General features: G+C 64.1%; 20 protein-coding genes. 13 read left to right on the top strand and 7 right to left on the bottom strand.

Annotated elements, in window-relative coordinates:
- The first annotated feature begins 80 nt into the window (after positions 1-80).
- The 7 genes from ACIPZF_RS19360 (at position 81) to ACIPZF_RS19330 (ending at position 7,680) form a co-directional block, all read left to right on the top strand.
- Positions 81-560, top strand: coding sequence for a hypothetical protein (locus ACIPZF_RS19360; protein ID WP_400802169.1), 480 nt, complete (start codon positions 81-83; stop codon positions 558-560).
- Between the two features lie 63 nt (positions 561-623).
- A complete protein-coding gene (uvsE, locus tag ACIPZF_RS19355; RefSeq protein WP_400802167.1) occupies positions 624-1,646 on the top strand; it encodes a UV DNA damage repair endonuclease UvsE in 1,023 nt (340 codons plus the stop codon).
- Positions 1,647-1,751: 105 nt separating this feature from the next.
- Positions 1,752-2,528, top strand: a complete 777-nt coding sequence (locus ACIPZF_RS19350; protein WP_400802165.1) for a ParA family protein — start codon at positions 1,752-1,754, stop codon at positions 2,526-2,528.
- Positions 2,529-2,605: 77 nt separating this feature from the next.
- Positions 2,606-3,016, top strand: a complete 411-nt coding sequence (locus ACIPZF_RS19345; protein WP_400802163.1) for a DUF2946 domain-containing protein — start codon at positions 2,606-2,608, stop codon at positions 3,014-3,016.
- Positions 3,017-3,078: 62 nt separating this feature from the next.
- A complete protein-coding gene (locus ACIPZF_RS19340) occupies positions 3,079-5,229 on the top strand; it encodes a TonB-dependent receptor (RefSeq protein ID WP_400802161.1) in 2,151 nt (716 codons plus the stop codon).
- 182 nt (positions 5,230-5,411) lie between these two features.
- Positions 5,412-6,170, top strand: a complete 759-nt coding sequence (locus ACIPZF_RS19335; protein ID WP_400802159.1) for a hypothetical protein — start codon at positions 5,412-5,414, stop codon at positions 6,168-6,170.
- A 178-nt stretch (positions 6,171-6,348) separates the two neighbouring features.
- On the top strand, positions 6,349-7,680 hold the full coding sequence (locus ACIPZF_RS19330) for an MFS transporter (RefSeq protein ID WP_400802157.1): 1,332 nt from the start codon (positions 6,349-6,351) through the stop codon (positions 7,678-7,680).
- 93 nt (positions 7,681-7,773) lie between these two features.
- Here the strand turns inward: ACIPZF_RS19330 and ACIPZF_RS19325 are convergent, their stop codons facing one another.
- From ACIPZF_RS19325 to ACIPZF_RS19315, 3 genes are read right to left on the bottom strand one after another with little or no spacing between them, the layout of a single operon-like run.
- Positions 7,774-10,920 (bottom strand): efflux RND transporter permease subunit, encoded by a 3,147-nt coding sequence (locus ACIPZF_RS19325; protein ID WP_400802155.1) that lies wholly within the window; start codon positions 10,918-10,920, stop codon positions 7,774-7,776.
- A 16-nt stretch (positions 10,921-10,936) separates the two neighbouring features.
- Positions 10,937-12,139, bottom strand: a complete 1,203-nt coding sequence (locus ACIPZF_RS19320) for an efflux RND transporter periplasmic adaptor subunit (protein ID WP_400802153.1) — start codon at positions 12,137-12,139, stop codon at positions 10,937-10,939.
- A complete protein-coding gene (locus ACIPZF_RS19315) occupies positions 12,132-13,361 on the bottom strand; it encodes a TolC family protein (RefSeq protein WP_400802268.1) in 1,230 nt (409 codons plus the stop codon). The genes ACIPZF_RS19320 and ACIPZF_RS19315 overlap by 8 nt, the downstream gene beginning before the upstream one ends.
- Before the next feature lie 223 nt (positions 13,362-13,584).
- Here ACIPZF_RS19315 and aroQ point away from each other — a divergent pair, with 223 nt between their 5' ends.
- Both aroQ and ACIPZF_RS19305 read left to right on the top strand, forming a co-directional pair.
- Complete coding sequence (aroQ, locus tag ACIPZF_RS19310; RefSeq protein WP_400802151.1) at positions 13,585-14,034, top strand: type II 3-dehydroquinate dehydratase; 450 nt, start codon at positions 13,585-13,587, stop codon at positions 14,032-14,034.
- Entirely contained in the window at positions 14,031-14,879 is an 849-nt protein-coding gene (locus ACIPZF_RS19305) for a shikimate dehydrogenase (protein ID WP_400802150.1), read from the top strand. Before aroQ ends, ACIPZF_RS19305 begins: the two co-directional genes overlap by 4 nt.
- Positions 14,880-14,981: 102 nt before the next feature.
- Here ACIPZF_RS19305 and ACIPZF_RS19300 read toward each other — a convergent pair whose 3' ends face one another.
- Both ACIPZF_RS19300 and ACIPZF_RS19295 read right to left on the bottom strand, forming a co-directional pair.
- Positions 14,982-15,518 (bottom strand): thioredoxin family protein, encoded by a 537-nt coding sequence (locus tag ACIPZF_RS19300; RefSeq protein ID WP_400802148.1) that lies wholly within the window; start codon positions 15,516-15,518, stop codon positions 14,982-14,984.
- Positions 15,508-15,783: a DUF2790 domain-containing protein gene (locus ACIPZF_RS19295; protein ID WP_400802146.1), complete on the bottom strand. Its 276-nt coding sequence runs from the start codon at positions 15,781-15,783 to the stop codon at positions 15,508-15,510. Before ACIPZF_RS19295 ends, ACIPZF_RS19300 begins: the two co-directional genes overlap by 11 nt.
- Before the next feature lie 218 nt (positions 15,784-16,001).
- Between ACIPZF_RS19295 and ACIPZF_RS19290 the strand changes: the two genes are divergently transcribed.
- The 4 genes from ACIPZF_RS19290 (at position 16,002) to ACIPZF_RS19275 (ending at position 19,253) form a co-directional block, all read left to right on the top strand.
- Positions 16,002-16,742: a response regulator gene (locus tag ACIPZF_RS19290; protein ID WP_201207473.1), complete on the top strand. Its 741-nt coding sequence runs from the start codon at positions 16,002-16,004 to the stop codon at positions 16,740-16,742.
- A complete protein-coding gene (locus ACIPZF_RS19285) occupies positions 16,739-18,025 on the top strand; it encodes a sensor histidine kinase (protein WP_400802144.1) in 1,287 nt (428 codons plus the stop codon). Before ACIPZF_RS19290 ends, ACIPZF_RS19285 begins: the two co-directional genes overlap by 4 nt.
- 97 nt (positions 18,026-18,122) lie before the next feature.
- Positions 18,123-18,743, top strand: coding sequence for a ferric reductase-like transmembrane domain-containing protein (locus ACIPZF_RS19280; protein ID WP_400802142.1), 621 nt, complete (start codon positions 18,123-18,125; stop codon positions 18,741-18,743).
- 15 nt (positions 18,744-18,758) lie between these two features.
- A complete protein-coding gene (locus ACIPZF_RS19275; protein WP_400802140.1) occupies positions 18,759-19,253 on the top strand; it encodes a DoxX family protein in 495 nt (164 codons plus the stop codon).
- Positions 19,254-19,265: 12 nt separating this feature from the next.
- Here the strand turns inward: ACIPZF_RS19275 and ACIPZF_RS19270 are convergent, their stop codons facing one another.
- A complete protein-coding gene (locus tag ACIPZF_RS19270; RefSeq protein ID WP_400802138.1) occupies positions 19,266-19,817 on the bottom strand; it encodes a DUF4174 domain-containing protein in 552 nt (183 codons plus the stop codon).
- A gap of 231 nt (positions 19,818-20,048) precedes the next feature.
- Positions 20,049-24,563, bottom strand: a complete 4,515-nt coding sequence (locus ACIPZF_RS19265; protein ID WP_400802136.1) for an NEL-type E3 ubiquitin ligase domain-containing protein — start codon at positions 24,561-24,563, stop codon at positions 20,049-20,051.
- Positions 24,564-24,578 lie beyond the last annotated feature (15 nt).

Raw genomic sequence — 24,578 nt, 5'->3', positions numbered from 1 at the left:
CCTTAGTACTGGTATGGCTCGCGGGCATCGTCCCGACCTCGCTATAATCCCCACCTGAATCGCGCGCCCAAGGCCACCCCATGCCCCGCATCCCGAAGTTGCTGCTGCCCCTGCTGTTCACCGCCGCCCTCACCGCCTGCGACCAGAAACCCACCCGCGAAGAGCAGATCCTGGCCAATCTGCCGTTACAGGAGGCCTACGCGCACAACATCGAGCGCATGGCGTCGTTGCTCACCCGCACCCACCCACAGCTGGCCGAAGACACCATCCGCAGCGTGCTGCGCAAGCACCTCACGGTCGAAGACCAGCGCCAGGACCTGTACAAGCTCTACAGCGAGAAGAATTTCAGCGACGCCGAGTTCGCTACCATCGTCGAGGTCACCCGCGACCCGGCCAAGGCCAGGGCACTGGAAGAGACCGAGGACGGGCAACGCCTGAGCGAGAAACTCACCCGTCTGATGCGCGAAACCGCTCGCGATGAAAAGGCCCAGGCATTGGCCAAGCAGCGCCTGCAGCTGGTGGAAGACGAGCTGAACGCGCTGGAAGACGCCGGTTCCTGACGCCCGATTGATCGTTCGCTTGCAGACGCAGTCCAACGCTCATACCCGAGCCTGGAGACCACCATGCCCCGCCTGGGCTTTGCCTGCATGTACCGCCACCCCCACCGCAGCCTTTCGATCAAGGCGCTGGAGACCATCGAGCGAACGTTCAATCCGCGCACCACGACGCTGCGCTGGTTGACCGGGGCAAGCCCGGAAGCCGCCCGCGCCAAGCTATTCGAGCTGGTACAGCACAACCTTGATGCCCAATTGCGCCTGCTGGACTACGTCGCCGAGCTTCCCGCCATGTTGCGCATGGTGCGCCTGAGCAGCGACCTGCTGCCGCTGTACAGCCACCCCAGCATCGCGCCTGTCTATCACGACAGCGACTTCCAGGCGCTGATGAGCAAAGGCTTTTCGGCCATTGGTGATCTCGCCCGCAGCACGGATATACGCCTGTCGATGCACCCGGGCCAATATTGTGTACTCGGCTCAGACCGCCCCGAAGTGGTTGAGAACAGCCTTGCCGAGTTCGAATACCACGCCGACATGATCGGCATGATGGGTTTCGGTCAACGCTTCCAGGACTTCAAGTGCAATATCCACATCGCCGGGCGCCTGGGCGCGCAAGGCATTCGCGAAGTGTGGCCGAGGTTGTCGCAGGTGGCGCGCAATGTGATCACCTTCGAAAACGACGAAAAGACCTACGGCGTCGATGACTGCCTGTCGTTGGCAGACCTGGCGCCGGTAGTGCTGGATATCCACCATTGCTGGATCCACGAAGGCGACTACATCGACCCGAACGACCCACGCGTCAACAGGGTCATCGCCAGTTGGCGCGGCGTACGCCCGACCATGCATTACTCACAGCCCCCGGAACATCTTCAGACCCTGGGTTTCGATGCCGCAGCCAAGCTGACCATCCCCGCCCTGCTGGAAAAAGTGAACAAGCGCGATCTCTATGCGCACAGCGCCCAGATGTGGAACGACTGGACCAACCGTTATGCGCTACAGTTCAGCGACCGCTTCGACATCATGTTCGAGGCCAAGGACAAGAACCTGGCCACGCTGACTTTCTACGAGCGCTACCTCAAACAGCCGTGCTAGAGCGCCAAAAAGCAGTTTGTAACAAGCTTTGTCATAAAACTGTCGTCTTTCGGTCATAGGATTGACCCCAACCTGACATTTCCCTTCTTCATGGATGAGCGTCTCATGCGTCGTGTGGTTTTCAATCAGAAAGGTGGCGTCGGCAAATCCAGCATCGCTTGCAACCTGGCCGCCGCCAGTGCCGCGGAGGGCTATCGTACGCTGCTGGTCGACCTCGACCCGCAGGCCAATGCCACCTATTACCTGACCGGCCTGACCAACGACGCCATCCCTGCCGGCATCGCCGACTTCTTCCGCCAGACCTTGTCGCCGGTCACCGCCTCGGGCAAGAAGCACCGCGTGGCAATTACCGAAACCCGCTACAGCAACCTGCACCTGATCACCGCCAGCCCCGACCTCAGCGACCTGCAGAGCAAGCTGGAGAGCAAGTTCAAGATCAACAAGCTGCGCAAGCTGCTGGTGGAGCTGGGCGAGGACTACGAGCGAATCTACATCGACACGCCGCCTGCGCTCAATTTCTACACCTTCAGCGCATTGGTGGCCGCGCAACGCCTGCTGATCCCGTTCGACTGCGACAGCTTCTCGCGCCAGGCGCTGCACTGTGTGATGGCCGAGGTCGAGGAGCTACGCCAGGACCACAACCCGGCGCTGCAGGTGGAAGGTGTGGTGGTCAACCAGTTCGCCGGGCGCACGGCGCTGCACCAGACCCTGGTCGATCAGTTGCGCGAAGAGGGCATGCCGGTGCTGCCGGTGTACCTGAGCAGCTCGATCAAGATGCGCGAATCGCACCAGGCGTCGGTGCCCTTGGTGCACCTTGCGCCAAAGCACAAATTGGCCTTGGAATTCGTCGACCTGCTGGACGTGCTGGAACGCGCCGCCTGACCTGCGACAACCTGTCGCGCAGCAGGTAAACCGAGAGCGACTACCCGACCGTCCATCCGGGTGGTAGATTCGCCGCCATGAAAATCACCCGGCACACTCGCTCGCTGACTGCCTGGACGCTCTATGCCAGCGTCCTGTTCAGCCTGTTGCTGTGCGGTTTGCACCATGGCCAGATGGGCGGCCTGCGCCTGGCCGGCCTGGAAGGTGGTTTTTGCTCGATCAACAGCGAGCACGGCGTGGCCATCGACCTGGATGGCGCCGGCGGCGACCAGCACATGGCCCAGCTCGACTGCCCGGTGTGTTCATCGTTCGGCATGGCGGTGCCGCTCAGCAGCGACGGTTGGTCATTCGCACCAGCGCAAACCGCTGCCACTTCGCCCATCGTCGTGCGCAGTTGGGCGCAACCGCCCCCACGCTATCAACGCCCAGCCCTCAACCCCCGCGCCTCCCCCGTCGTCTTCCCCGCATCAGCCAATCATCTCGCCTGACCCGGCGCGCCTGCCTGCGTGCGTGCGGTCAGCCATGACCTTTGCGTGGAAGACATAACAACATGCTCCGCAATACCTCTCTGGTGCTCCTGATGAGCACCTGCACTTACGCCTGGGCGGACGACACCGCCGTTGAACTCACCGCCACCACCATTGATGGCCAGCGCGAAGCGCCTACCGGCGTGCAGCTGGACGAGCCGATCCGTACCGGCTCGCGCCTGGGCCTGACCGCCCGCGAAACACCCGCGTCGGTGAGCGTATCCGACCGCCGCGTCATCGAAGAACGCGGCGCCAAGGACAGCCAGGACGTGATCAATGCCATGACTGGCGTGAACGCCTCGGCCAACCCCGGCTACGGCGGTTTCGTCAGCTACCGCGGCTTTACCCAGAACCAGGTGACCCAGCTGTACAACGGCATCAACCTTGGCTACAGCAGCGCCACCCGGCCCATCGACGCCTGGGTGCTGGACCGGGTCGAGCTGATCGGCGGGCCGTCCTCGTTCCTGCATGGTGCGGGCGCGGTCGGTGGCTCGATCAACTACATCACCAAGCTCGCCAGCCGCGATCAGCAGATCATCGACGGGCGCATTCGCTATGGCAGCTTCGACGATTCGGAAGTGGCCTTCGGCATCAACCAGGCCCTGGCCAGCAACCCGGCCGATGCTCGCCACTTCATGCGCCTGGATTACAGCCACGGCCAGGGCAACGGCTACATAGACCGCAATGAACGCCAGACCGACAGCCTGGCGTTTTCGCTGCTCAGCGACCTGACGCCAGACCTCACCCACACCCTGGCGCTGGAGTACCAGGAAGACAGCGAAGACAGCCCCTACTGGGGCTCGCCGATCCTGCCTGGGCGCAGCACCATGAAGATCGACAACAGCCGCCGCTTCGAAAACTACAACGTCGCCGACGGCCGCTACGAGCAGCGCGTACGCTGGTTGCGCTCGATCCTCGACTACCGGATCAGCGACAGCACCAGCGTGCAGAACACCCTCTACCACTACAACGCTCAGCGCGATTACCGCAACGTCGAGCGCTACAGCTACACCAGCGACGGCAACGTACTGCGCGCCAGCCCCTACCTGCAGCGCCACGACCAGAACGTGCTGGGCGACCGCATCGAACTGCGCCACGACAACCAGCTGTTCGGCCTGACTAGCCAGTGGTCGCTGGGCCTGGACTACTCGCGCATGCGCCAGACGCTGTACCCGACGTCGGGCAGCTGGAACGACGAGGTCGACCCTGACCACTTCGACCCCGGCAGCTTCGACGACATCCCGGGCGTGAACGCCGGACTTACCAAGCAGCGCCGCCATGAGGTGAGCAACCGCGCCGTGTTCGCCGAGAATCGACTGCAGCTTAGCGATCGACTGGCACTGCTCACGGCCCTGCGTTACGACTACCTGGACATGGAGGTCACCAACTACGGCGCCGTCACGCCCACCTCCCCGGCCTATTTCGAACGGCGCTGGGAGCCGCTGTCGGGGCGTATCGGCCTGACCTATGAGCTGACGCCGTCGGCCAGCGTCTACGCGCAGTACAGCAACTCCGCCGACTTGCCCGCCGGCTCGCTGGCTGCGGCGACCTACTCCAACGTGGGGCTGTTCGACCTGTCCAAGGGCGAGCAATGGGAAGTCGGCAGCAAGTTCGACTTCCTCGATGGCCGCGGCGCAGCGACCGTTGCCTTGTACCAGATCGTGCGCAAAGACTTTGCCGTGCGCGATTCCAACAACCCCAACCTGACGGTACAGGCCGGCCAGCAGACCTCGCGCGGCATCGAACTGTCGGGGCGCTTGCAGGTCACCTCGAAGCTGTTGGCCGAGGCCAATTATGCGTATGTCGATGCCGAGTACGATGAATTCAACGAGGCGGTCAATGGCGTGTCGGTGTCGCGCAAGGGCAATGCGCCGGTGAACGTGCCGGCCAATGTCGGCAATCTGTGGCTGACCTATAGCTTCTCACCGGCGTGGTCGGCGGGGGTCGATGGGCGCTATGTGGGGTCGGTGTACGCGGATAACGCCAACACGCTGAAGGCGCCGGCCTATACCCTGTTCGGGGCCTTCGCCCGCTACCGACTGGACGAACACACCACGGTCACCGGGCGGGTACGCAACCTGACGGACGAGGTCTATGCCAAGCAGGCGTATGGATTGCAATACTACATGGGCGCGCCGAGGACGTTCGAGGTGGCGGTGGATATGCGCTTCTGATCGTTTGACTGTGCCGGCCTCTTCGCGGGGCGAGCCCGCTCCCACAGATTTCTCCACCGTGTGGGAGCGGGCTCGCCCCGCGAAAGGGCCGGCACAGTCAACAGATATTCAGTGATAATCTGCGCTCATCACAACTGCCGGCACATGAAGCTCCGGCTTACAGCTCTATCAAGGAAGTCGACGTGTTCAGATCGCTGTCCCCCGCCCTATTCGCCACTGCTTTCATCACCCTGGCCGGCTGCCAGTCAGCACCCGTATCCAAGGAGGATGAACAAAAGCGTCAAAGTTTCATCAACGACATGCAACGAACGCTGATCCACAGCATGGCAACGGCTGACACGGGCGAGCAGATCGGTGCGGTGCTGCTCGAAGTCAAACTGGATCGGCAGTCTGCCCCAACCAGCTGCAAGGCCATACGCGCGCCCGTCAAATACCAGATGGCGCTGCCGGCCGGCGTGATGGCAACCGACATCAAGGCCTTGACCCGCATGGTCGAGGCGCAATGCTGGAAAACCATCTATCCCGTAGCGCCCGCCGCCATGCGCGAAGAAGATGGCACCGTGCATGTGCTCGCACCGCTGTACATCGTGCTGCCGCGATCGGAACAGGCGCCTGGCACGCTGCGGCGCAAGGCGTATGCCCAACGGGACTTTTTCTGGGAGCACTTGCTGCGCGATCAGCCTGTGACCAGCATCGGCACCGCGTCGCTTTACTACCAGGCCAACGCCCAGGGCAAGGTCGAAGGCTGCCTGGTGCAGTTGTACCCACATCCGCTGCGCAAGGATGCCTTCAAACTCGATGGCAACCTGCAAGCTCAATTGAACAGCCGCTGCATGGCACTGGACCTGAGCAAGCTGCCCGGCTTCGAGGTAGATGAGCAGGGCCTGGCAACGGGTTACAGCGAAATGAACTACGCACCGTGGCGGGTCAACCGGCCCTGAGCGTGTGCATCTGACCCCACAGAATAGACACAGCGGTCGAAACAGATATCCCGATGTCGCCCACGTGGAAGCGCGGAGCTCCACCTGCCGGTCTACTGCCTGGAACAAAAAATGATGACGCGGCATGGACCGCCTCACATTCCCTCCAGGCTGCCTTTGGAAACCGGAGCGTTCCCACATGTCCGCAACTCATGAGGTATCCCCCGCCACCCTGCGCCGGGTCATCGCTGCCTCGGCCATCGGCAACTTCGTCGAATGGTTCGACTTTGCCGTCTACGGCTTTCTCGCCACGCTCATCGCCAGCCAGTTCTTTGCCAGCGGTGATCCCAGCGTGGCCTTGCTGAAGACCTTTGCGGTGTTCGCGGTGGCCTTCGCCTTGCGACCGCTGGGCGGGATCGTGTTCGGCGCGCTGGGTGACCGGCTCGGGCGCAAACGCATCCTGTCGCTGACCATCCTGTTGATGGCCGGCTCCACCACGCTGATCGGCCTGCTGCCGACCTACGCCAGCATCGGCCTTGCCGCCCCCGCGCTGCTGACCCTGGCGCGCTGCCTGCAGGGCTTCTCGGCCGGTGGGGAGTATGCCGGGGCTTGTGCATACCTGATGGAGCACGCCCCGCGCAACAAGCGCGCGCTCTATGGCAGCTTCGTGCCGGTTTCGACCTTCTCGGCCTTCGCCTGCGCAGCGGTGATTGCCTACGGCCTGGAAGCGAGCCTGTCCGCCGAGGCGATGGCGGCCTGGGGCTGGCGCATCCCGTTCCTGATCGCGGCGCCGTTGGGCCTGGTGGGGCTGTACCTGCGCTGGCGCATGGAGGAAACACCGGCATTCCGTGAAGCCATTGCCCAGGGCAAGGTGCATGAGCACTCACCGCTCAAGGACACCCTGCGCAACCATGGTCGGGCCATTCGCAACCTGGGGGCGTTCATCTCACTGACGGCGCTGTCGTTCTATATGTTCACCACCTACTTCGCAACCTACCTGCAACTGGTCGGCAACCTGACCCGCGCGCAATCGCTGCTGGTGACCACTGTAGCGCTGCTTTTCGCTGCCATCGGTTGCCCGCTGGCCGGAGCGTTTTCCGATCGGGTCGGGCGGCGCAAGACCATTGGCTTTACCTGCCTGTGGGTGGTGGTCTGCGTGTTCCCGGCCTATTGGCTGGCCAGTTCCGGGTCGATGTCCGGCGCGCTGTTGGGGGTGATCCTGTTGGCGGTGGGGGCGTTGTGCAGTGGGGTGGTGACGGCGGCGCTGCTGTCGGAGAGTTTCCCGACCCGTACGCGCTACACCGCGTCGGCGATTACCTACAATGTGGCCTACACCCTGTTCGGCGGTACCGCGCCGTTGGTGGCGACCTGGCTGATCGGGCAGACCGGCAGCAGCCTGGCGCCGGCGTTTTACCTGGTCGTGATTGCGTTGGTGGCGTTGGTCGGGGGGTTGGCGTTGCCCGAGACTTCGCGGATTTCGTTGCATGAAGAGCCGGCTGTGGATGCTGGGCCACTGTGGGAGCGGCTTTAGCCGCGAACACCGGCTAAGCCGGTGCCATCCAGCGCGTCGTTTGCTTCGCGGCTAAAGCCGCTCCCACAGGGCATGCAGGTCAGTAGAGCACTCTCAACCTTCGTCAGCCTCTTCGCGCCGGTACGCCCACTGATAAAGCGCTGGCAACACCAGCAAGGTCAGCGCCGTCGACGACAGAATCCCGCCAATCACCACGGTCGCCAGCGGCCGTTGCACTTCTGCCCCGGTCCCGGTGGCCAGCGCCATCGGAATAAACCCGAGCGACGCCACCAACGCCGTCATCAGCACCGGCCGCAATCGGGTCAACGCACCCTCCTCGACTGCCACGCGCAAGCTGCGACCTTCTTCGCGCAGGCTGCGAATGAAGGCGATCATCACCAGGCCATTGAGCACCGCAACCCCCGACAACGCGATAAAGCCCACCCCCGCCGAAATCGACAGGGGAATGTCCCGCAGCCACAGCGCCAGCACGCCGCCGGTCAAGGCAAAGGGAATGCCGGTGAACACCAGCAGGCCATCCCTGAGGTTGTTGAACATCATCAGCAGCAAGCCCATCACCAGCAGCAACGCCACCGGCACCACCACTTGCAAGCGCTCGGCCGCCGATTGCAGCTGCTCGAACTGGCCACCCCAGCGGGTCCAGTAGCCTGGCGGAACCTGCACTTGCTGCAGCAAAGTCTGCTCGGCCTCTTTGACGAACGAGCCCAAGTCACGCCCGCGCACGTTGGCGCTGACCACCACCACGCGCTTGCCATCCTCGCGGCTGACCTGGTTCGGCCCCAGCTGCAGGTTCAGTGTCGCTACCTGGGACAGGGGGATGAACCCGATCTGCGCAGCGCCGCCTGCCGCGTTCGCCGGCACCGGAATCAGCAGGCTGGACAAGCCATCGACATCGGTGCGCAAGGTTTCGGCAAGGCGCACCACCATGTCGAAGCGGCGATCGCCTTCGTACAGCGTACCGGCTGTGCGCCCGCCCACGGCAATGGCAATGGCGTCCTGTACATCGCCCACGTTCAGGCCATGGCGGGCGGCCTTGTCGCGGTCGATATCGATGGTCAGCACCGGCAGGCCAGTGGTCTGCTCGACCTTCACTTCCGAGGCGCCCGGCACCTGCTGCAAGCTGCTGGCGATTTGCCCGGCGGTGCGGTTGAGCACGTCCATGTCGTCACCGAACACCTTCACTGCCACATCGCTGCGCACACCGGAAATCAGCTCGTTGAAGCGCAGCTGGATCGGTTGCGACATCTCGTAGTTGCTGCCCGGCACGCTGGCGGCGGCGCGTTGGACCTCGGCGATCAGTGCCTCGCGGGGCTTGCTCGGGTCTGCCCATTGCTCGCGGGGGTGCAGCATCACGTAGGCGTCGGAGATGTTCGGCGGCATGGGGTCGGAAGCGATCTCGGCGGTGCCAGTGCGGGCGAAAACCCGCTGCACTTCCGGCACTTTGGCGATGATCGCCTGCTCCAGGCGCTGCTGCATATCCACCGACTGCGACAGGCTGGTGCCCGGCACGCGCAAGGCCTGCAGGGCGAAGTCGCCCTCGCTGAGGCTGGGGATGAACTCGCTGCCCATGCGGCTGGCCATGGCTGCCGACAACAGCACCAGCAGCGTTGCGCCAGCAAAGGCCAGCCTGCGCCGGCGCAGTACCCAGGCCAGCACCGGGGCGTAGCGCTTGCGCGCGGTACGCATCAGCACGCCCTCTTCCTCCTTGACCTTGCCGGTGACGAACAGGGCGATGGCCGCCGGCACGAAGGTCACCGAGAGGATCATGGCACCGAGCAGCGCCATCACCACGGTAAAGGCCATGGGGTGGAACATCTTGCCCTCGACCCCGGTCAGGGCAAAGATCGGCAGGTACACCACCATGATGATCAGCTGCCCGTAAATCAGCGGCCGGCGCGCTTCGCGGGCGGCGGCGAACACTTCGTGGAAGCGCTCGGCGCGGGTCAGCATGCGGCCATGGCGCTGTTGGGCGTGGGCCAGGCGGCGGATGGCGTTCTCGACGATCACCACGGCGCCGTCGACGATGATGCCGAAGTCCAGGGCGCCAAGGCTCATGAGGTTGGCACTGACCTTGTTGCTGAACATGCCGGTGAAGGTGAACAGCATCGACAGCGGTATCACCATCGCCGTGATCAGCGCGGCGCGGATATTGCCAAGGAACAGGAAGAGGACGGCGATCACCAGGATCGCGCCCTCGATGAGGTTCTTCTTGACCGTGGCGATGGCCTTCTCGACCAGGTTGGTGCGGTCGTACACCGTCACCGCGACTACCCCCTTGGGCAGGTTGCGGTTGATCTCGACAAGCTTGGCGGCCACGGCCTGGGATACCGTGCGGCTGTTTTCGCCGATCAGCATGAACACCGTGCCCAGCACCACTTCACGACCGTTTTCAGTAGCGGCGCCAGAGCGTAGCTCCTGGCCAAGACCGACCTGGGCGACATGGCTGACGCGGATCGGCGTTCCATCGGCGCTGGAGATGACGATATTGGCGATGTCCTCGGCCGACGCCAGTTGCCCCGGTGCGCGGATCAGCAACTGCTCGCCATTGCGCTCGACATAGCCTGCGCCGACGTTGGCGTTGTTGCGCTCCAGGGCTGCGATCAGGTCGTTGAGAGTGAGCTTGTAGGCCGCGAGGCGCTTGGGCTCCGGGGCAATCAGGTATTGCTTGGCATGGCCGCCGATGCTGTTGACTTCCGCCACCCCCGGCACATTGCGCAGCTGCGGCTTGATGATCCAGTCCTGGATCACCCTCAGGTCGGTGGCGGTGTACGGCGTGCCGTCGTCCTTGAGCGCGCCCTCCTCGGCTTCGACCGTCCACAGGAAGATTTCACCAAGGCCTGTGGAAATTGGCCCCATGCCGGCCTCGATACCGGCCGGCAATTGCGCGCGGGCCACCTGCAGACGCTCGTTGACCAGCTGCCGGGCAAAGAAGATGTCGGTGCCATCGTCGAAGATCACCGTCACCTGGGACAGTCCCGAGCGCGACAGCGAGCGGGTCTGCTTGAGCCCCGGCAGGCCGGCCATGGCCGTTTCGATGGCGAAGGTGATGCGCTGCTCGGTTTCCAGCGGCGAGTAACCGGGGGCAGCGGTGTTGATCTGCACCTGGACATTGGTGATGTCGGGTACCGCGTCGATGGGCAGCTTCTGGTAACTGTGAATACCCACAGCGGCCATCAGCACCACGGCAAGCATCACCACCAGGCGCTGCTCGATGGCGAATTGGATCAGGCGTTCGAACATGCAAGCGTCCCCGTGATCAATGACTGTGCTCGGCGGAGCCCTTGCCGAGCTCCGATTTGAGGACGAAGCTGCCGGCGGCAGCCACCTGGGTTCCGGCGGCCAGGCCTTCGGTGATTTCCACCTGGCCGGCATCGCGCCGGCCCGCCTTCACCGGGCGTGCCTCGAAGCCCTCTCCGGTGCGGGCGAACACCACGGCCTGGTCTTCCCAGGTCTGCAGGGCGCTTTCAGGCACTACCACGGCGGCGTTGAAGCGCTCGACACTGACCGCGATATTGACGAACAACCCGGGGCGCCAGGCGCCGTTGGGGTTGGCCAGGGTGGCGCGGACGGTGGCGGCGCGGTTCTGCTCGCCAAGCAGGCTGCCGACGTAGTTGACTTTGCCCTCGACCTCGGCGCCCAGGTCCGGGGCACTGACGGTGACGCTGCGGCCGGTGGTGACTTTGGTCAGATCGCGCGGGGCCACGGCGAACGTGGCCCAGACCCGGCTCAGGTCCGAAAGTGTGAAGGCATTGCTGGTCTCACCCACCACTTCGCCCACGGTCAGGTGTTTCTCCACCACCACCGCGTCGAACGGCGCCCGCAGCTCGTAACGGTTGCCCGCACCGGCCGGGCCGACCGCGGCGACCTTCTGCCGGGCATTGGCCAAGGCGATTTCGGCCTCTTGCAGGGCCTGGCGAGCCAGCTGGTAGTCCTGTTCGGCACTGATGCGTTCCTGCCACAACTGCTGCTCGCGCTGGAAGGTCAGGCGCGCCAGTTCGAGGCGGCGCTGGGCGGCCTGCTGCTCGCTGCGCAGGTCGGAAATCTGCTGGCTGGCGATCACCGCCAGGACCTGGCCACGCTTGACCGCCTGGCCGAGGTCGGCGTGCACCGCCTCGACCACACCGGGTACGCGCGGCACCACATGGGCGGTGCGGTCTTCGTCGAAGCGGATCTCGCCGGGGAAGCTGATGGCGGTGCCCAGCTCGCGCGGCGCGGCGGTGGCCAGCTGGATGCCGGCGGCCTTGATCTGCTCGGCGCTCAGGTGCAACTGGCCTTCTTCTCCCTCGTGCGTTTCGCCGCCTTCTTCACCGTGGCCGTGGCCGTGGCTGTCTTCGCCATGCTCGTCGTGATGGGCCTCACCACTGCTGGCCTGGCCGAGGTTGCCGGTCCAGGCCAGGCCACCGAGGCCGAGCACGGTGATGGCGGCAGCCAGGAGGGCTAACTTGCGGGGATTATTCATGGGTGCTCCTGCTGCTCGATAAGGTGTTCAAACCGTCAAGGTCGCCGTACAGGCGCTCGACCTGCGCACGGGCATCGGTCGCCGTGGCCAGTGCGTCGAGGTACAACCCGCGCGCCTCGATCAGCGTGCGCTGGGCATCGAGCACATCGAGAAAAGCGAATTTGCCCATCTCGAAGCCACGGGTGGCGGTATCCACGGCCTGCTGCGCCGAAGGGAGGATGGCCCGGTCATAGGCGTCCACCTCCTGCATTGCCGTGCGCCACTGGCTGACGGCGCTGCGGGTTTCACTGCGCAGGCGCAGCTCGACGGCATTGCGCAGGTCGCGTGCCTGGTCGGCGCGGCGTGCTGCGGCCAGCACGTTGCCCTGGTTGCGGTCGAACAGCGGCAGGGGCATGGACAGGCCCACCACGTTGACCCGCTCGCGATCCTCGCGGCTGTACTGGCTGCCGACGCTGACGGTCAGGTTGGGAATGCGCTGGGCTTTCTCCGAGCCCAGCGAGGCCTCGCCGCGCTCGATCTGCGCGGCCGCCAGTCGCCAGTCGGCGGTGTGTTCGACCTTGTCGAGCAGGGTGTCGGTATCGGGCGCCGCGCCGGGTGACAACGCGGTAGCAGGCAACTGGTTGAACGTCGCCAACGGGCTACCGGTCAACCGCGCCAATGCCTGGTAGGCCACCGTCTGCTGGGTTTGCGCGCGACGCACTTCGGCTTGCGCCTGGGCCAGTTGCACCTGGGCACGGGTCGCTTCCACTGGCGACGACTGTCCCGCGCTGACGCGCCCCTGTGCCACGCGCAGGCCGCGCTCGGTCAGCGCCTGCGACTGCTGCGCCAGCTCCACTGCGGTCTGCGCGCGCAGGGCGGCGTGGAATGCCTGAACCACGTCGGCGCGCAGGCCGTTGCGTTGACGTTCCAGTTCGAGCTGGGCGATGGCCTGGCCACTCCCCGCAACCGCGATGCGCGCACCACGCTTGCCGCCCAACTCCAAGGGTTGGCTGAGGGTGACGGTGGTGGTGCTGGTGTCGCGGCGGGTGTCCTCGACTTCCCAGGACAGTTCGGGGTTGGGGATCAGCCCGGCCTGGCGGCGCTCGCCCTCGGCAATGCCGATTTCGCGGCCGGCGGCGGCCAGCTCGGGATTGTTGGCAAAGGCAGCGGCGAGCGCTTCGGACAGGCTCGGGCCCTGCTCGGCCTGGGCATTGACGCTGGCCGTCAGCAACAGGCAGAGCATGACGATCTTGCGGGGGGTGGGCACTTCGAAAGTCCTCGTCGGCAAGCGGTGGCGAGGGACTGTAGGGAGGGCTGGATATCGAGGCGGTGGCGTCAACGTTACAATTCTGTAATCAAGTTCGATAATCGCCCACTATCCCTCGTGCGGCGGCTTGTCCAATTGACGAAACTAACCAGGTGGTACAACCATAAAGGCATTCAACAACAACAAAGCGATGCCCGCCATGAAGCCCCTCATCCTTGTGCTCAACGGCCCCAATCTGAATATGCTGGGTACCCGCGAGCCCACCCAGTACGGCCACGAAACCCTTGCTGACCTGGCCCAAAGCTGCGCCGACACCGCGCACGCGCACGGCCTTGAAATCGAATTCCGCCAGACCAACCACGAAGGCGAACTGATCGACTGGATCCACGCTGCCCGTGATCGCTGCAGCGGTGTGGTCATCAACCCGGGTGCCTGGACCCACACCTCGGTGGCCATTCGCGATGCGCTGGTGGCCTGCGAACTGCCGGTGATCGAAGTCCACCTCTCCAACGTGCACAAACGTGAGCCGTTCCGCCACCTGTCGTTCGTCTCGTCGATCGCCGTGGGCGTGATCTGCGGGCTGGGCAGTCAGGGTTACCGCATGGCCCTGAGCCACTTCGCCGAACGGTTCCGGGAGCAGGCCGCATGACTCAGCCAGCCATTCTTGCCGGCCTGATCGGCCGCGGCATCCAGCTTTCGCGTACCCCTGCCCTGCACGAACACGAAGGCGATGCCCAGGCCCTGCGCTACCTCTACCGCCTGATCGATGCCGACCAGTTGCAACTGGACGACAGCGCCTTGGCACAGTTGCTCGACGCCGCCCAGCACACGGGCTTTACCGGGCTCAACATCACCTACCCGTTCAAGCAGGCGATTGTGCCGCTGCTAGACGAACTGTCCGATGAGGCCAGGGGTATCGGCGCGGTGAACACGGTGGTACTCAAGGACGGGAAGCGTGTAGGTCATAACACCGACTGCCTAGGGTTTGCCGAAGGCCTGCGCCGTGGCCTGCCGGATGTGGCACGGCGCTGCGTGGTGCAGATGGGCGCGGGGGGCGCCGGTTCGGCGGTGGCCCATGCGCTGTTGGGCGAAGGGGTCGAGCGGCTGGTGCTGTTCGAAGTGGATGCGGCGCGTGCGCAGGCGCTGGTCGACAACCTCAACGGCCATTTTGGCGCGGGACGCGCGGTGCTCGGTACGGACTTGGCGAATGAAATTGCCGAGGCGGACGGCTTGGTCAACACCACGCCGGTGGGCATGGCCAAACTGCCAGGGACGCCGCTGCCGGTAGAACTGCTGCATGCGCGGCTGTGGGTGGCAGAGATCATCTACTTCCCGCTGCAGACCGAACTGCTGCGCGCTGCGCGGGCGTTGGGTTGCCGGACGCTGGATGGCAGCAACATGGCGGTTTTCCAGGCAGTGAAAGCGTTTGAGCTGTTCAGTGGGCGCAAGGCGGATGCGGCGCGGATGCAGGCGCATTTCGCCAGTTTCAGCTGAGGCATCACCGGCCCTTTCGCGGGGCAAGCCCGCTCCCACAGGTAGGGTGCACCGCCGGATCTGTGGGAGCGGGCTTGCCCCGCGAAAGGGCCGGCACTGACATCACCCTTTTTCATCCAGCAACGCCTTTATCACTTGCTCCTGCCCGTCATAGTCGCCTTCACCAAAGTGCACATGCCGCACTTGCCCCTGGCGATCGACGAAGTAATGGGCGGGCCAGAACTGATTGCCCCAGGCATTCCACACGTCTTTATCATTGTCCACCGCCACCGGATACCCAATACCCAGGCTGGCCACTTTGCTTTTCAGCACCCCGACATCATGTTCATAGTCGTACTCCGGTGTATGCACGCCCACCACCACCAGCCCCTGGTCGGCATAACGCCGAGCCCAGTCGTTCACATGCGGCATACTGCGCTGGCAGTTGATGCAGTCCCAGGTCCAGAAGTCCACCAGTACCACCTTGCCCTTGAGCGCCGGGGCGTCCAGCGGCGGCGAGTTGAGCCACGCGCTGGCCCCCGCCAGCGAGGGCATGGCGCCGTAGCTGTCGCGGGCCATCAGGTGGCCGGCCAGGCCCAGGCCGACCAGCGCCAGGGCCACGCCACCCGCTTTGAGCAGCCGACGGCGATCAGTTGTCATGGCAGCCGCTCGTGGCGTAGGTGCGGTATTGGACGCTTTCCGGCTGGCCCTTGGAGTTGATGTAATCCATGCGGGTGTTGACCAGGCCACAGCCATTGCTCTGGTCATCCTTCACCGACAATACTTTCTGCACATCCAGCTGATCGCCGTAGCGGTACTGCATGACGCTGGCATCGTTGGTCGGCATGGTGGTCGCCTGGGCGGCCAGGGTGCCGAGGCTGAGCACGGCGAACAGGCTGGCGCTGGCAAGGGTTTTGACGTTCATGGTATCGCTCCTGTGCATCTTCGAGGGGTGGGGAGTGTTGCTCCCCGGTCGAGAGCCATTTCACGCCCGCCAGGTATCGGGCATGTGTCGCAGAACCGGTGATGTGCTTCCTGCTGTATCAGCGCCGGGGGCAGATACACTGCAATACAAACCCCTGCAGGCAAGCACCTGCCTGCTCGGTACACTGCGCCCACTCCACTTTGCACAGGACTCCAGCGATGGAACATGTCGATCACATCCTGATCGTCGACGACGACCGCGAAATCCGCGAACTGGTCGGCAACTACCTGAAGAAGAACGGCCTGCGCACGAGCATCGTCGCCGATGGCCGGCAGATGCGCGCCTTTCTCGAAGCCAACAGCGTCGACCTGATCGTGCTCGACATCATGATGCCGGGCGATGACGGCCTGCTGCTGTGCCGCGAACTGCGCGCCGGCAAGCACCGCAACACGCCGGTGCTGATGCTGACCGCACGCAACGATGAAACCGACCGTATCATCGGATTGGAGATGGGCGCCGACGACTACCTGACCAAGCCGTTCTCCGCCCGCGAACTGCTGGCCCGCATCAACGCCGTGCTGCGCCGCACGCGCATGCTGCCGCCCAACCTGACCATCAGTGAAAGCAGCCGCCTGCTCGCCTTCGGCCAGTGGCGCCTGGACACCACCGCGCGCCACTTGCTTGACAGCGAGGGTACATTGGTGGCCCTCAGCGGCGCCGAGTACCGCTTGCTGCGGGTATTCCTCGACCATCCGCAACGGGTGCTCAGCCGCGAGCAGCTGCTCAACCTGACCCAAGGGCGCGAGGCCGACATTTTCGACCGTTCCATCGACCTGCTGGTCAGCCGCCTGCGCCAGCGCCTGGGTGACGATGCTCGCGAACCCAGTTGCATCAAGACCGTGCGCAGCGAGGGCTATGTATTCTCGCTGCCGGTGCAGTTGCTCGAGTCGCCGTCATGAAGTGGCCCCGCACCCTGGCTTCGCGTCTGGCGCTGATCTTCTTCACCGGCCTGGTGCTGGCCTATGGGCTGTCCTTCAGCCTGCAGGCCTATGAGCGCTACATCAGCAGCCGCTCGATGATGCTCAGCAACCTGGAGCTGGACGTCGCCACCTCGGTGGCCATTCTCGACCGCCTGCCTGCGGCCGAACGCGCCGCCTGGCTGCCACGCCTGGAGCGGCGCACCTACCGCTACCGGCTGGATGAGGGCCTCGCCGGTGAGTCAATGCCGAGCAACGACCCACCGATGGCCGCCGAGTCGATCGTCAAGGCCATCGGTCATCATTACCCTCTGACCTTCCTGGAAATCCCCGGGCCGAACGCACACTTCCAAGCCCACCTGCGCCTGGCTGACGGTGCCCCGCTGACCATCGACGTCACGCCTGCACCGGTACCTGTGGCCAAATGGTTGCCGCTGGTGCTGCTGATCCAGCTTGGCGTGCTGTTGTTCTGTACCTGGCTGGCCGTGCGCCTGGCCATCGGCCCGCTGACCCGCTTGATCAAGGCGCTGGACGACCTCGACCCGGACAAGCCAGGGATGCTGCTCGACGAAAGCGGCCCGCGCGAAGTGAAGTTAGCGGCCATCGCTTTCAACGCCCTGCAAGCCCGCATCGCCGCCTACCTCAAGGAGCGCATGCAGTTGCTGGCAGCGATCTCCCACGACCTGCAAACCCCGATCACACGCATGAAACTGCGCGTCGAGGTGATGGACGAAAGCGTCGAGAAAGACAAGTTATGGCATGACCTGGATGCCATGGAGCACCTGGTCCGCGAAGGCGTGGCCTATGCCCGCAGCATGGATATCAACACCGAGCCCCCCTGCCGGATCAACCTCGATGCGTTTCTCGACAGCGTGGTGTTCGACTATCAGGACAGCGGCGCCCAGGTCGAGCGCTGTGGCCATACCGACAGTTTGCTGGAAACCCGCCCGCATGCGTTGCGCAGGGTGCTGGTGAATCTGTTGGACAATGCCTTGAAGTTCGCCGGCAAGGCTCAACTGGAAGTCAGCCGTGAACAGGGCCGCACCCTGATCCGCGTGCTCGACGAGGGACCGGGGATTCCGGAAGAAGAACTCAGCGAAGTACTCAAGCCGTTCTATCGGGTGGAAAGCTCGCGCAACCGCAGCACCGGCGGAACCGGGCTGGGGTTGGCCATCGCCCAGCAACTGACCCAGGCCATGGGCGGGCGCTTGACCCTGAGCAACCGCCGCAGTGGCGGGTTGTGCGCCCAGATCGAGTTGCACTGACTACAGTCCGATACATAAAGCAGCTGGGTTCGACACACTGCAGATAACTCATCGCCACACACTTCCGGTCACACAACCACACCCCGGGAGCTTGTCGATGAGACCTATCACCCTACCGTCCGGCTGGAAGCTGTTCAGCGCCCTCGCCGCCCTGACCCTGCTCATGACCGTCGTGGTCCTGGCCGCCCACCCAGCCGGATCCGATGGCCTGCGCAGCGCTATCCGCGCCACTGCGCGCAGTTCCTTTGCACTGTTCCTGCTGGCGTTCCTGGCCTCCTCGCTGGTGGCTTTGCTGCCAAGCCCGGCAACACGGCGGATCGTGCGCGAACGGCGTTACCTGGGCCTGGCCTTCGCCTTCTCGCACACCGTGCATGGCCTGCTGATCTATCGCTACGCGCAGCAGTTCCCCGAGTTGTTCTGGGCTGGCCGTACCGTCACCTCCAGCCTGCCGGGCAGCATCGGCTATGTATTTTTGCTGTTGCTGACCCTGACCTCGTTCAAACCCGCCATGCGCCTGCTTGGCAGCCGCACCTGGAAGGCCCTGCACAGTACTGGCATGTGGGTATTGGCCGCAGTGTTCTGCCTGTCGTTCTACAAGCGCATCCCCATGGCCGGCTGGTACCCGCTGGCGTTCGCCCTGATGTTCGCCGCCATCGGCCTCAAGCTCACCGCCAAGCTGGCGCTGCGCCAGCGCCGCAACACCGCCGCCCTTTCCTGAAGAAGAGAAAACACCATGACCACCTTGACCCGTACTTTCACCCACGTCGACCGTTTCGGCAGCTGGAGCGCCGACTTGCCCCTCCGGCTTTTCCTGGCCTGGGAATTCTTCGAATCGGGCCTTGAGAAATTCAATGGCAGCAACTGGTTCGGCGATTTGCAGGGAAGCTTCCCGTTCCCCTTCAACATCCTGCCGCCATCACTGAATTGGCAGCTGTCGATGTGGGCCGAGTTGCTGTTGCCGGTGCTGCTGCTGTTGGGCCTTGGCACCAGGCTGGCCTCGGCGGGGCTGATGGTGATCACTGTGGTGGCGATAGCCGCCGTGCACTGGCCCGCGCACTGGTCGAGCCTGGCAGAGCTGGCGCAGGGCTACGCCATTACTGACCAAGGCTTTGGCAATTTCAAGTTGCCGCTGATCTACCTGGTGGCGTTGCTGCCCCTGCTGCTCAAGGGCGCCGGCCGGCTGAGCATCGATCACTGGATCGGCGCGCGCATTGCTGCACGCGCCTGATGCACTGTGATGTCAGTCTTCCAGCGGTTTGGGCGGCGCGGCGGGCTTGGCAGGTTTGGCGGGTTTGCTGTCTTTGCCTTTGGGTTCCGGTACGGCGGCAACAGGCTCAGGTGCCGCAACGGCCTGCTCCGACGCGGGGAGTTCGTCGACCGCCTTGAGGATCGCCTGCGGGTCGATCTTCTCGCCAGACTCGTCATCCTTGAGCATATGCCGCTCGCCGTCCTTGCCCACCAGGATCACCTTGGTGCCCTTGCTGGCGCCGAGCTTGAGTTCTCGGATCAGGGCCATGGTGGTCTGTTGCTCGAGGTTCTTGTCCTCGCGCTTGCCCATCATGTTGGCGACGCTATACACCACCAGGCCGCGTTCCTTGAATGCCGCCTGGGTGGCAGGGTCCTTGAGCGCCTCGTTCAACCCCCGCAGCGTGGGGTCCGCAGAACTCGGCGCGATGATCACCAAAGGTCGAGCCTTGCCCACCTCCTTGGCCAGCGGCGCGTCGCTGTCGGCGGCGAACGAAGGCCCAGTGACGGCGAGCAAGGTGGCGAGGATCAGTGACCGGACGAGCATACGCATCTCCTTATTTGTCTCGATAAACCAATGACTACAGATCACGGAGAAAAATCCGATCGGGAGCCTAAACTACTTCGCGCTGCAGGTGGCCATGGAAAAGTAACTGGTGGTTTCCGCAGCGGCCTTGGTCCCGGAGCGAATGCTCAACCCACCTCCGTCACCTCATCTGAGCATAGTCCAAAGGCTCTGCTGGCACGCGGGTGACAGGCTGCACCTTGCCTGCGAGGGTCAACGGACGTCGATAGGCGGATCCCCCAGGCCGATCTCCAACGCCGCCAGCGTCAAGTCGAGCATCACCCGGCGGCGCATGGCACGTTGCTCTGCCAGAATGGCATCCGACTGCACCCGGCGGGCATCATCAGTCAACGCAAGATCATCGAGCAGGATACTGAGTCGGCGCTGGAAGGGCCTGTCCACTTCGGCAAAACGGCTGGCATGGGTACGTTCCAGATAGGCCTGCCAGAATGAATGATCCACCAGCGAGCGAGCCAACGCTTCCTGCGTCTCCTCCCGACGGATCTGCGCCTGCGCCACCTGCAGGTGCTGCTCATCCACGCCGGCAATCCGACTGAAGCTCATATCACCCACTTCGATGGGCAGATCCAGCCGCTCTCGCAACCCTAGCCGATAAGCGAGCCCGATCTCGCTTTCATCAGGATCGCCGCCGCGACGGATGATTTCTCGTACCGCGATGTTGTCCACTTGCTCCAGCCGCCACAAGCGTCGTCCCAGCCTGATCAGCGCCCGTTCCGAGTTGGCTGGGTGATCGGTCCGAGCACGCCACACCAGAACACTCACTTCCAGGTTGCTCAAACACCAGGTTGCGCCATCCTGACATCCCCACTCGTCGTTGGCCACGCTCAGCAAGTGGTCACGCAAGGCGGGCTCTTCCCCCATCGCTCTGAGCAGGGCAAGCACCCGGTACCCCAGCGCCTCGGCGCTCACCTGAAAGTCCGCCGACAGCAGCAGTTGTTGCAACACCCGGAAGAACCGCTCCGACGCCTCGCCGACATCCGCCGTTTCCCAGGCCGCTATCAGCAAGCCACGGTTTCGCGGCCCCACCGCGTCCCCCCAGATCTCCCGGGCCCGAACCACCCGCTCGCGCTCCAGTGCCGCGTCGAGCACGCCGGGTGGAAGGATCAAGGCAGCGTCCAGCCGTTGACGCTCAAGCGCCGGCAAGGGGTTGTCGCTCAACCGGATACGCTGGCGAAACAGCGCGGGCGCTTGATAGAACCACTCGGGTATCTGGCGGATCCGGTTCTGTCGCATATCCAGGTAAAGCAGCCCCGAACGGTTGTTCAGGCCATGGGGAAAGTTGCTTGTGCCGGTGTTACGCAGGCTCAGCCAGCGCAAATAGGTCATCCCACTCAACGTGAAAGTGCGCCCCAAGGGGTTGTGGGACAGGTCGATGTACTCCAGCATCGTGGCGCTCGCCAAGGTGGTGACCTGGTGGGTGCTCAGGACGATCTGATTGTCGGTCAAGGTCAGCTGGCGCAAGGACGGCAATTGCAGCAACGGTTCAGGTAATCGTGTCAGGCGGTTACTGCCCAGGTCCAACACCTGCAATCGCGGGAACGCGAGCACGAAGCTCTGTGGAATCTCAGTCAAGCCCATGTCCAGGAACGAGAGCTCGGAGACATGGGCAAAACTCACCTGCGCAGGGAGCACTGGCAGCGCACCCGGCTGAGTGTTGTAGATGATCAGGCGGTAGTTGTCGTCCGTATCGGCAAGCAAGTCCTCGGCATGGGTGAGGCGCTGCCAACAATCGACCAAGGTCCGGCGCACGGTGTGTCGCTCCGCGCGCAACTCGCCGTGCGCCTCGCCTACCCAGGCATCGAGCCGGTTACGCAGTGCGCTGAGCTGCTCGCGCTGGGCTGCCAGTACCGTATCGAGCTGCTGCCCCGAGCGCCGCACTCTTTCGACCCAGGCAGCCACCTGATTGTCACTGAAGGCTGGGTAGAGATCACGCAAGGTGGCCGGCAGTGCCTGATGGGCGCGCCTGAATCCTCCCGTATTTTGACCGCCCAACGGGTAGCCGAGCCTGCCATTGGCAATACGTAGTGGAGCGCGAAAAGCACCCGGCCGCTGCAGACCGAGCAGCGGTTCAAGCTCGGAGCGCCGCTGCCGGGCCTCACGCGCCAGCATTACCCTGAGATTGTGCGCAAAAGGGTCGCCAACCGCCATGGCGTCCTGTTGCTGCGGCGTATAGGCCGAAACCATCACCTCGAACAGCTCACCCGCCTCACCCTGCTCTGCGCCCTGGGCGTCGACCAACTGGAAACGGCCCTGCTGATGGATCAGGTCGAACGCCTGCGTACCTGCCTCGGTCGATACCAGCAACGGTCCACCAAGATGGCCTTCGAGCAGACGCCAACGCACGCCCTGGGCAGCGCCGGGAAGATACTTGAGCAAGCCCAGCACCACTCGGGCCAGGTCGGCAGTTTGCGGCGTATCCAAGTAAAAGGCCTCGAACACACGCGCCTTGCGAATGTTCATGACGCTGAGCCTCGCCGCTTCGGCCAGGCTCAACGGCACGCGCCCGGTTTGCAGCAGACGCCGTCGATCATCGCCGCAGGCCCCCTCGAGCAACGCTTGGGCTGCGCGCCGATGCAAGCCCGGAAAGACCCTGCGCAGCACAGCGGCACCGGCACTGTCGTCCGGCTGCAAGGCAGCGTACACCTGGCCCAGCAGGGCGCGACGACGGGCCCATGCCAGCTCGGCCAGCGCCTGGTCGGGCAAGCCGCTGGCACCGGGTAGCTGCCGGGCATGCTCAAGCACCGTGCTGTCTTCAACGTGCTCGCCACTGCGCAAGCGGCTGATCATCTGCCGAATACGTCGATCGAGCCTGGAGCGTTCGGCGCTGTCGAGCATGCCGGGTTCCGGCGCCCGGGCATACACATGCAGCGCACGCAGATGATCGGCGTTCAAGCCATGGATGTTCAACACTTCATCGATCTGCTCGTCGCTCATGCCCTGCAAAGGTTCGCCGAGACGACGGAACAAGCGATAGGTATCGTCCCACTCAGCGGGCTGCTCGCTCCATACTCGCCATGCGCCAGCACCGTTGTGGCGCAGTGCAGGGCCATGCCCGTCACGCGAACGCAACCGCCACTGGCCGTCACTGCCAGTTTCGGCCACGGCATAATGGTGGCCGTCCATTTCGATCCAGGCCTGTGCATTCAGCCGACGAAGCCCCAGTGCATCGGGCACTGCTGCCGCGCTCGGGGGCAAGCTGCGATAGGGGGTGAGGTCCTGCCTCCAGAGCTTGGTACTGCCGTCCTCCAGCCGCGCCGGCGTCAGCGCATCGACCACCGAGGAGCGTGCCCACACGCGCTGTGCGATCTTCACCCCCGCCACCGTGGCTGCGATCACCGCAAGGTCGGTGGCGACATTGGTCAAATGATCGAGCGCCTCCTGACGATCACCGTCCTGCCATGCCTTGAAACCCTGGAATACCTCACCCAGCAGCTCCCATGCAGTCACGGCCAGCAGCAGCAGCCCGATGCCCGGCACGAACAGCCCGGCAATATTGAGCAGCAGCCAGCCCTCGGCAGCCAGACGCTGATCGTGGGCGCGCTGAAGGTCACGATCGAGCCGCGCCACCGGCGTCGCGATCATTGCCGCATCTTCTTTTATCTGGCGAATCCGCGATTGCGCCAGGGTGTTGAACAGAGGCGCTGCATAAGCGTGCAGACGCGGCTTCAAATCGTAGCTGGCCCAGTCGGGAAGATCATCGAAAACGGGGATCACGGTGGCGAAGAATGCCTGGCTTTCGCGCCGCAGCACGAAGCGGCTGAAGAAGCCTTGGTAAGACTTGACCCGCAAGCGATGGCCCAGTGCTCGATTGAGACCCTCCAGGTCATCGAACGCACTCCAGGGGGCAATCGGATCGCCCGGTATGTACAGCAACAGGCGTCGCGTCGTGTTGAACAACGGCCCCTGGTCGGTGACTTCGAGCACCACCACCTGTTCCAGCGCGCAGTTCAGCAGTGTCAGACGCTTGGCCTCCACCAGATCGCCGGCCAGGCGCAGCAATTTACCCTCAAGGCACATGGCTGCGATCAACTTCAATTCGCTGGCGTCCAGCCTGTCGTCCAAGCTGGCTTTGTGCGCCTCTTCCAGCATTGCATAGCGGCAGGCATCGAGCAGCAGCGACTCAACCTGTTTTTCGGCATTGACCGGCTTGAGAATGGCGTCCAGATGCTGCTGATAGCGCTCTCCCAGGTCCAGCTCGCGGCACAAGGCAGCGAACTCGATGGCGGTGGGCGGCCTGGCAGTGCCGAGGCGCGGGACGAGCAAGCGGTTGCCTGCCGGTTGCCCCCCAGGTGCAGCCTCATCGACGCTGAAGTTGCGCAAGGTAACCTCGAGCAGCGGTGTTTCTTCATAGACCACCTCGGTGAGGTGGGCGCCCACAGGTTCGCTATTGATGATCGGCTCACGGCGTCCTTGGAGAAAACTCAAGCGGCGCAGGTTGACAGCCATGCCATAACGCTCGGCCAGTGCAGCTTCCATTGCCGAGGCGACGAAATCGTCGATGCTGTCGATGCGTGCCAGCAAGTGGGTAAGCTGGTGCCGGCACTCGAGGCTCTTGGCCAGCGCCTGACCCAGCGCGGGCAGTTGTTCGACCGATGCCTTGCGCAACCATGGCGGCAGGCGCTTGCCGATGATGTCGTCCTGAAATGCCTCGCTGGCAAGGCGAAACGCGTCATCACGCAGCGGATCTGACGGCGGTTGGATATTCATGTTGGAGCCTCCTGA

Origin of the sequence: Pseudomonas sp. NPDC089752 (genome assembly GCF_044748725.1) — a bacterium.
In the GTDB taxonomy this organism is placed as follows: domain Bacteria; phylum Pseudomonadota; class Gammaproteobacteria; order Pseudomonadales; family Pseudomonadaceae; genus Aquipseudomonas.
Note: the sequence above shows the minus strand (reverse complement) of the source record. Positions and strands in the feature narration are given on the sequence as shown.

Coding starts and splice junctions, on each gene's coding strand:
- ACIPZF_RS19360 (WP_400802169.1), top strand. CDS start 81: ATGCCCCGCATCCCGAAGTTGCTGCTGCCCCTGCTGTTCACCGCCGCC.
- uvsE (WP_400802167.1), top strand. CDS start 624: ATGCCCCGCCTGGGCTTTGCCTGCATGTACCGCCACCCCCACCGCAGC.
- ACIPZF_RS19350 (WP_400802165.1), top strand. CDS start 1,752: ATGCGTCGTGTGGTTTTCAATCAGAAAGGTGGCGTCGGCAAATCCAGC.
- ACIPZF_RS19345 (WP_400802163.1), top strand. CDS start 2,606: ATGAAAATCACCCGGCACACTCGCTCGCTGACTGCCTGGACGCTCTAT.
- ACIPZF_RS19340 (WP_400802161.1), top strand. CDS start 3,079: ATGCTCCGCAATACCTCTCTGGTGCTCCTGATGAGCACCTGCACTTAC.
- ACIPZF_RS19330 (WP_400802157.1), top strand. CDS start 6,349: ATGTCCGCAACTCATGAGGTATCCCCCGCCACCCTGCGCCGGGTCATC.
- ACIPZF_RS19325 (WP_400802155.1), bottom strand. CDS start 10,920: ATGTTCGAACGCCTGATCCAATTCGCCATCGAGCAGCGCCTGGTGGTG.
- ACIPZF_RS19320 (WP_400802153.1), bottom strand. CDS start 12,139: ATGAATAATCCCCGCAAGTTAGCCCTCCTGGCTGCCGCCATCACCGTG.
- ACIPZF_RS19315 (WP_400802268.1), bottom strand. CDS start 13,361: ATGCTCTGCCTGTTGCTGACGGCCAGCGTCAATGCCCAGGCCGAGCAG.
- aroQ (WP_400802151.1), top strand. CDS start 13,585: ATGAAGCCCCTCATCCTTGTGCTCAACGGCCCCAATCTGAATATGCTG.
- ACIPZF_RS19305 (WP_400802150.1), top strand. CDS start 14,031: ATGACTCAGCCAGCCATTCTTGCCGGCCTGATCGGCCGCGGCATCCAG.
- ACIPZF_RS19300 (WP_400802148.1), bottom strand. CDS start 15,518: ATGACAACTGATCGCCGTCGGCTGCTCAAAGCGGGTGGCGTGGCCCTG.
- ACIPZF_RS19295 (WP_400802146.1), bottom strand. CDS start 15,783: ATGAACGTCAAAACCCTTGCCAGCGCCAGCCTGTTCGCCGTGCTCAGC.
- ACIPZF_RS19290 (WP_201207473.1), top strand. CDS start 16,002: ATGGAACATGTCGATCACATCCTGATCGTCGACGACGACCGCGAAATC.
- ACIPZF_RS19285 (WP_400802144.1), top strand. CDS start 16,739: ATGAAGTGGCCCCGCACCCTGGCTTCGCGTCTGGCGCTGATCTTCTTC.
- ACIPZF_RS19280 (WP_400802142.1), top strand. CDS start 18,123: ATGAGACCTATCACCCTACCGTCCGGCTGGAAGCTGTTCAGCGCCCTC.
- ACIPZF_RS19275 (WP_400802140.1), top strand. CDS start 18,759: ATGACCACCTTGACCCGTACTTTCACCCACGTCGACCGTTTCGGCAGC.
- ACIPZF_RS19270 (WP_400802138.1), bottom strand. CDS start 19,817: ATGCTCGTCCGGTCACTGATCCTCGCCACCTTGCTCGCCGTCACTGGG.
- ACIPZF_RS19265 (WP_400802136.1), bottom strand. CDS start 24,563: ATGAATATCCAACCGCCGTCAGATCCGCTGCGTGATGACGCGTTTCGC.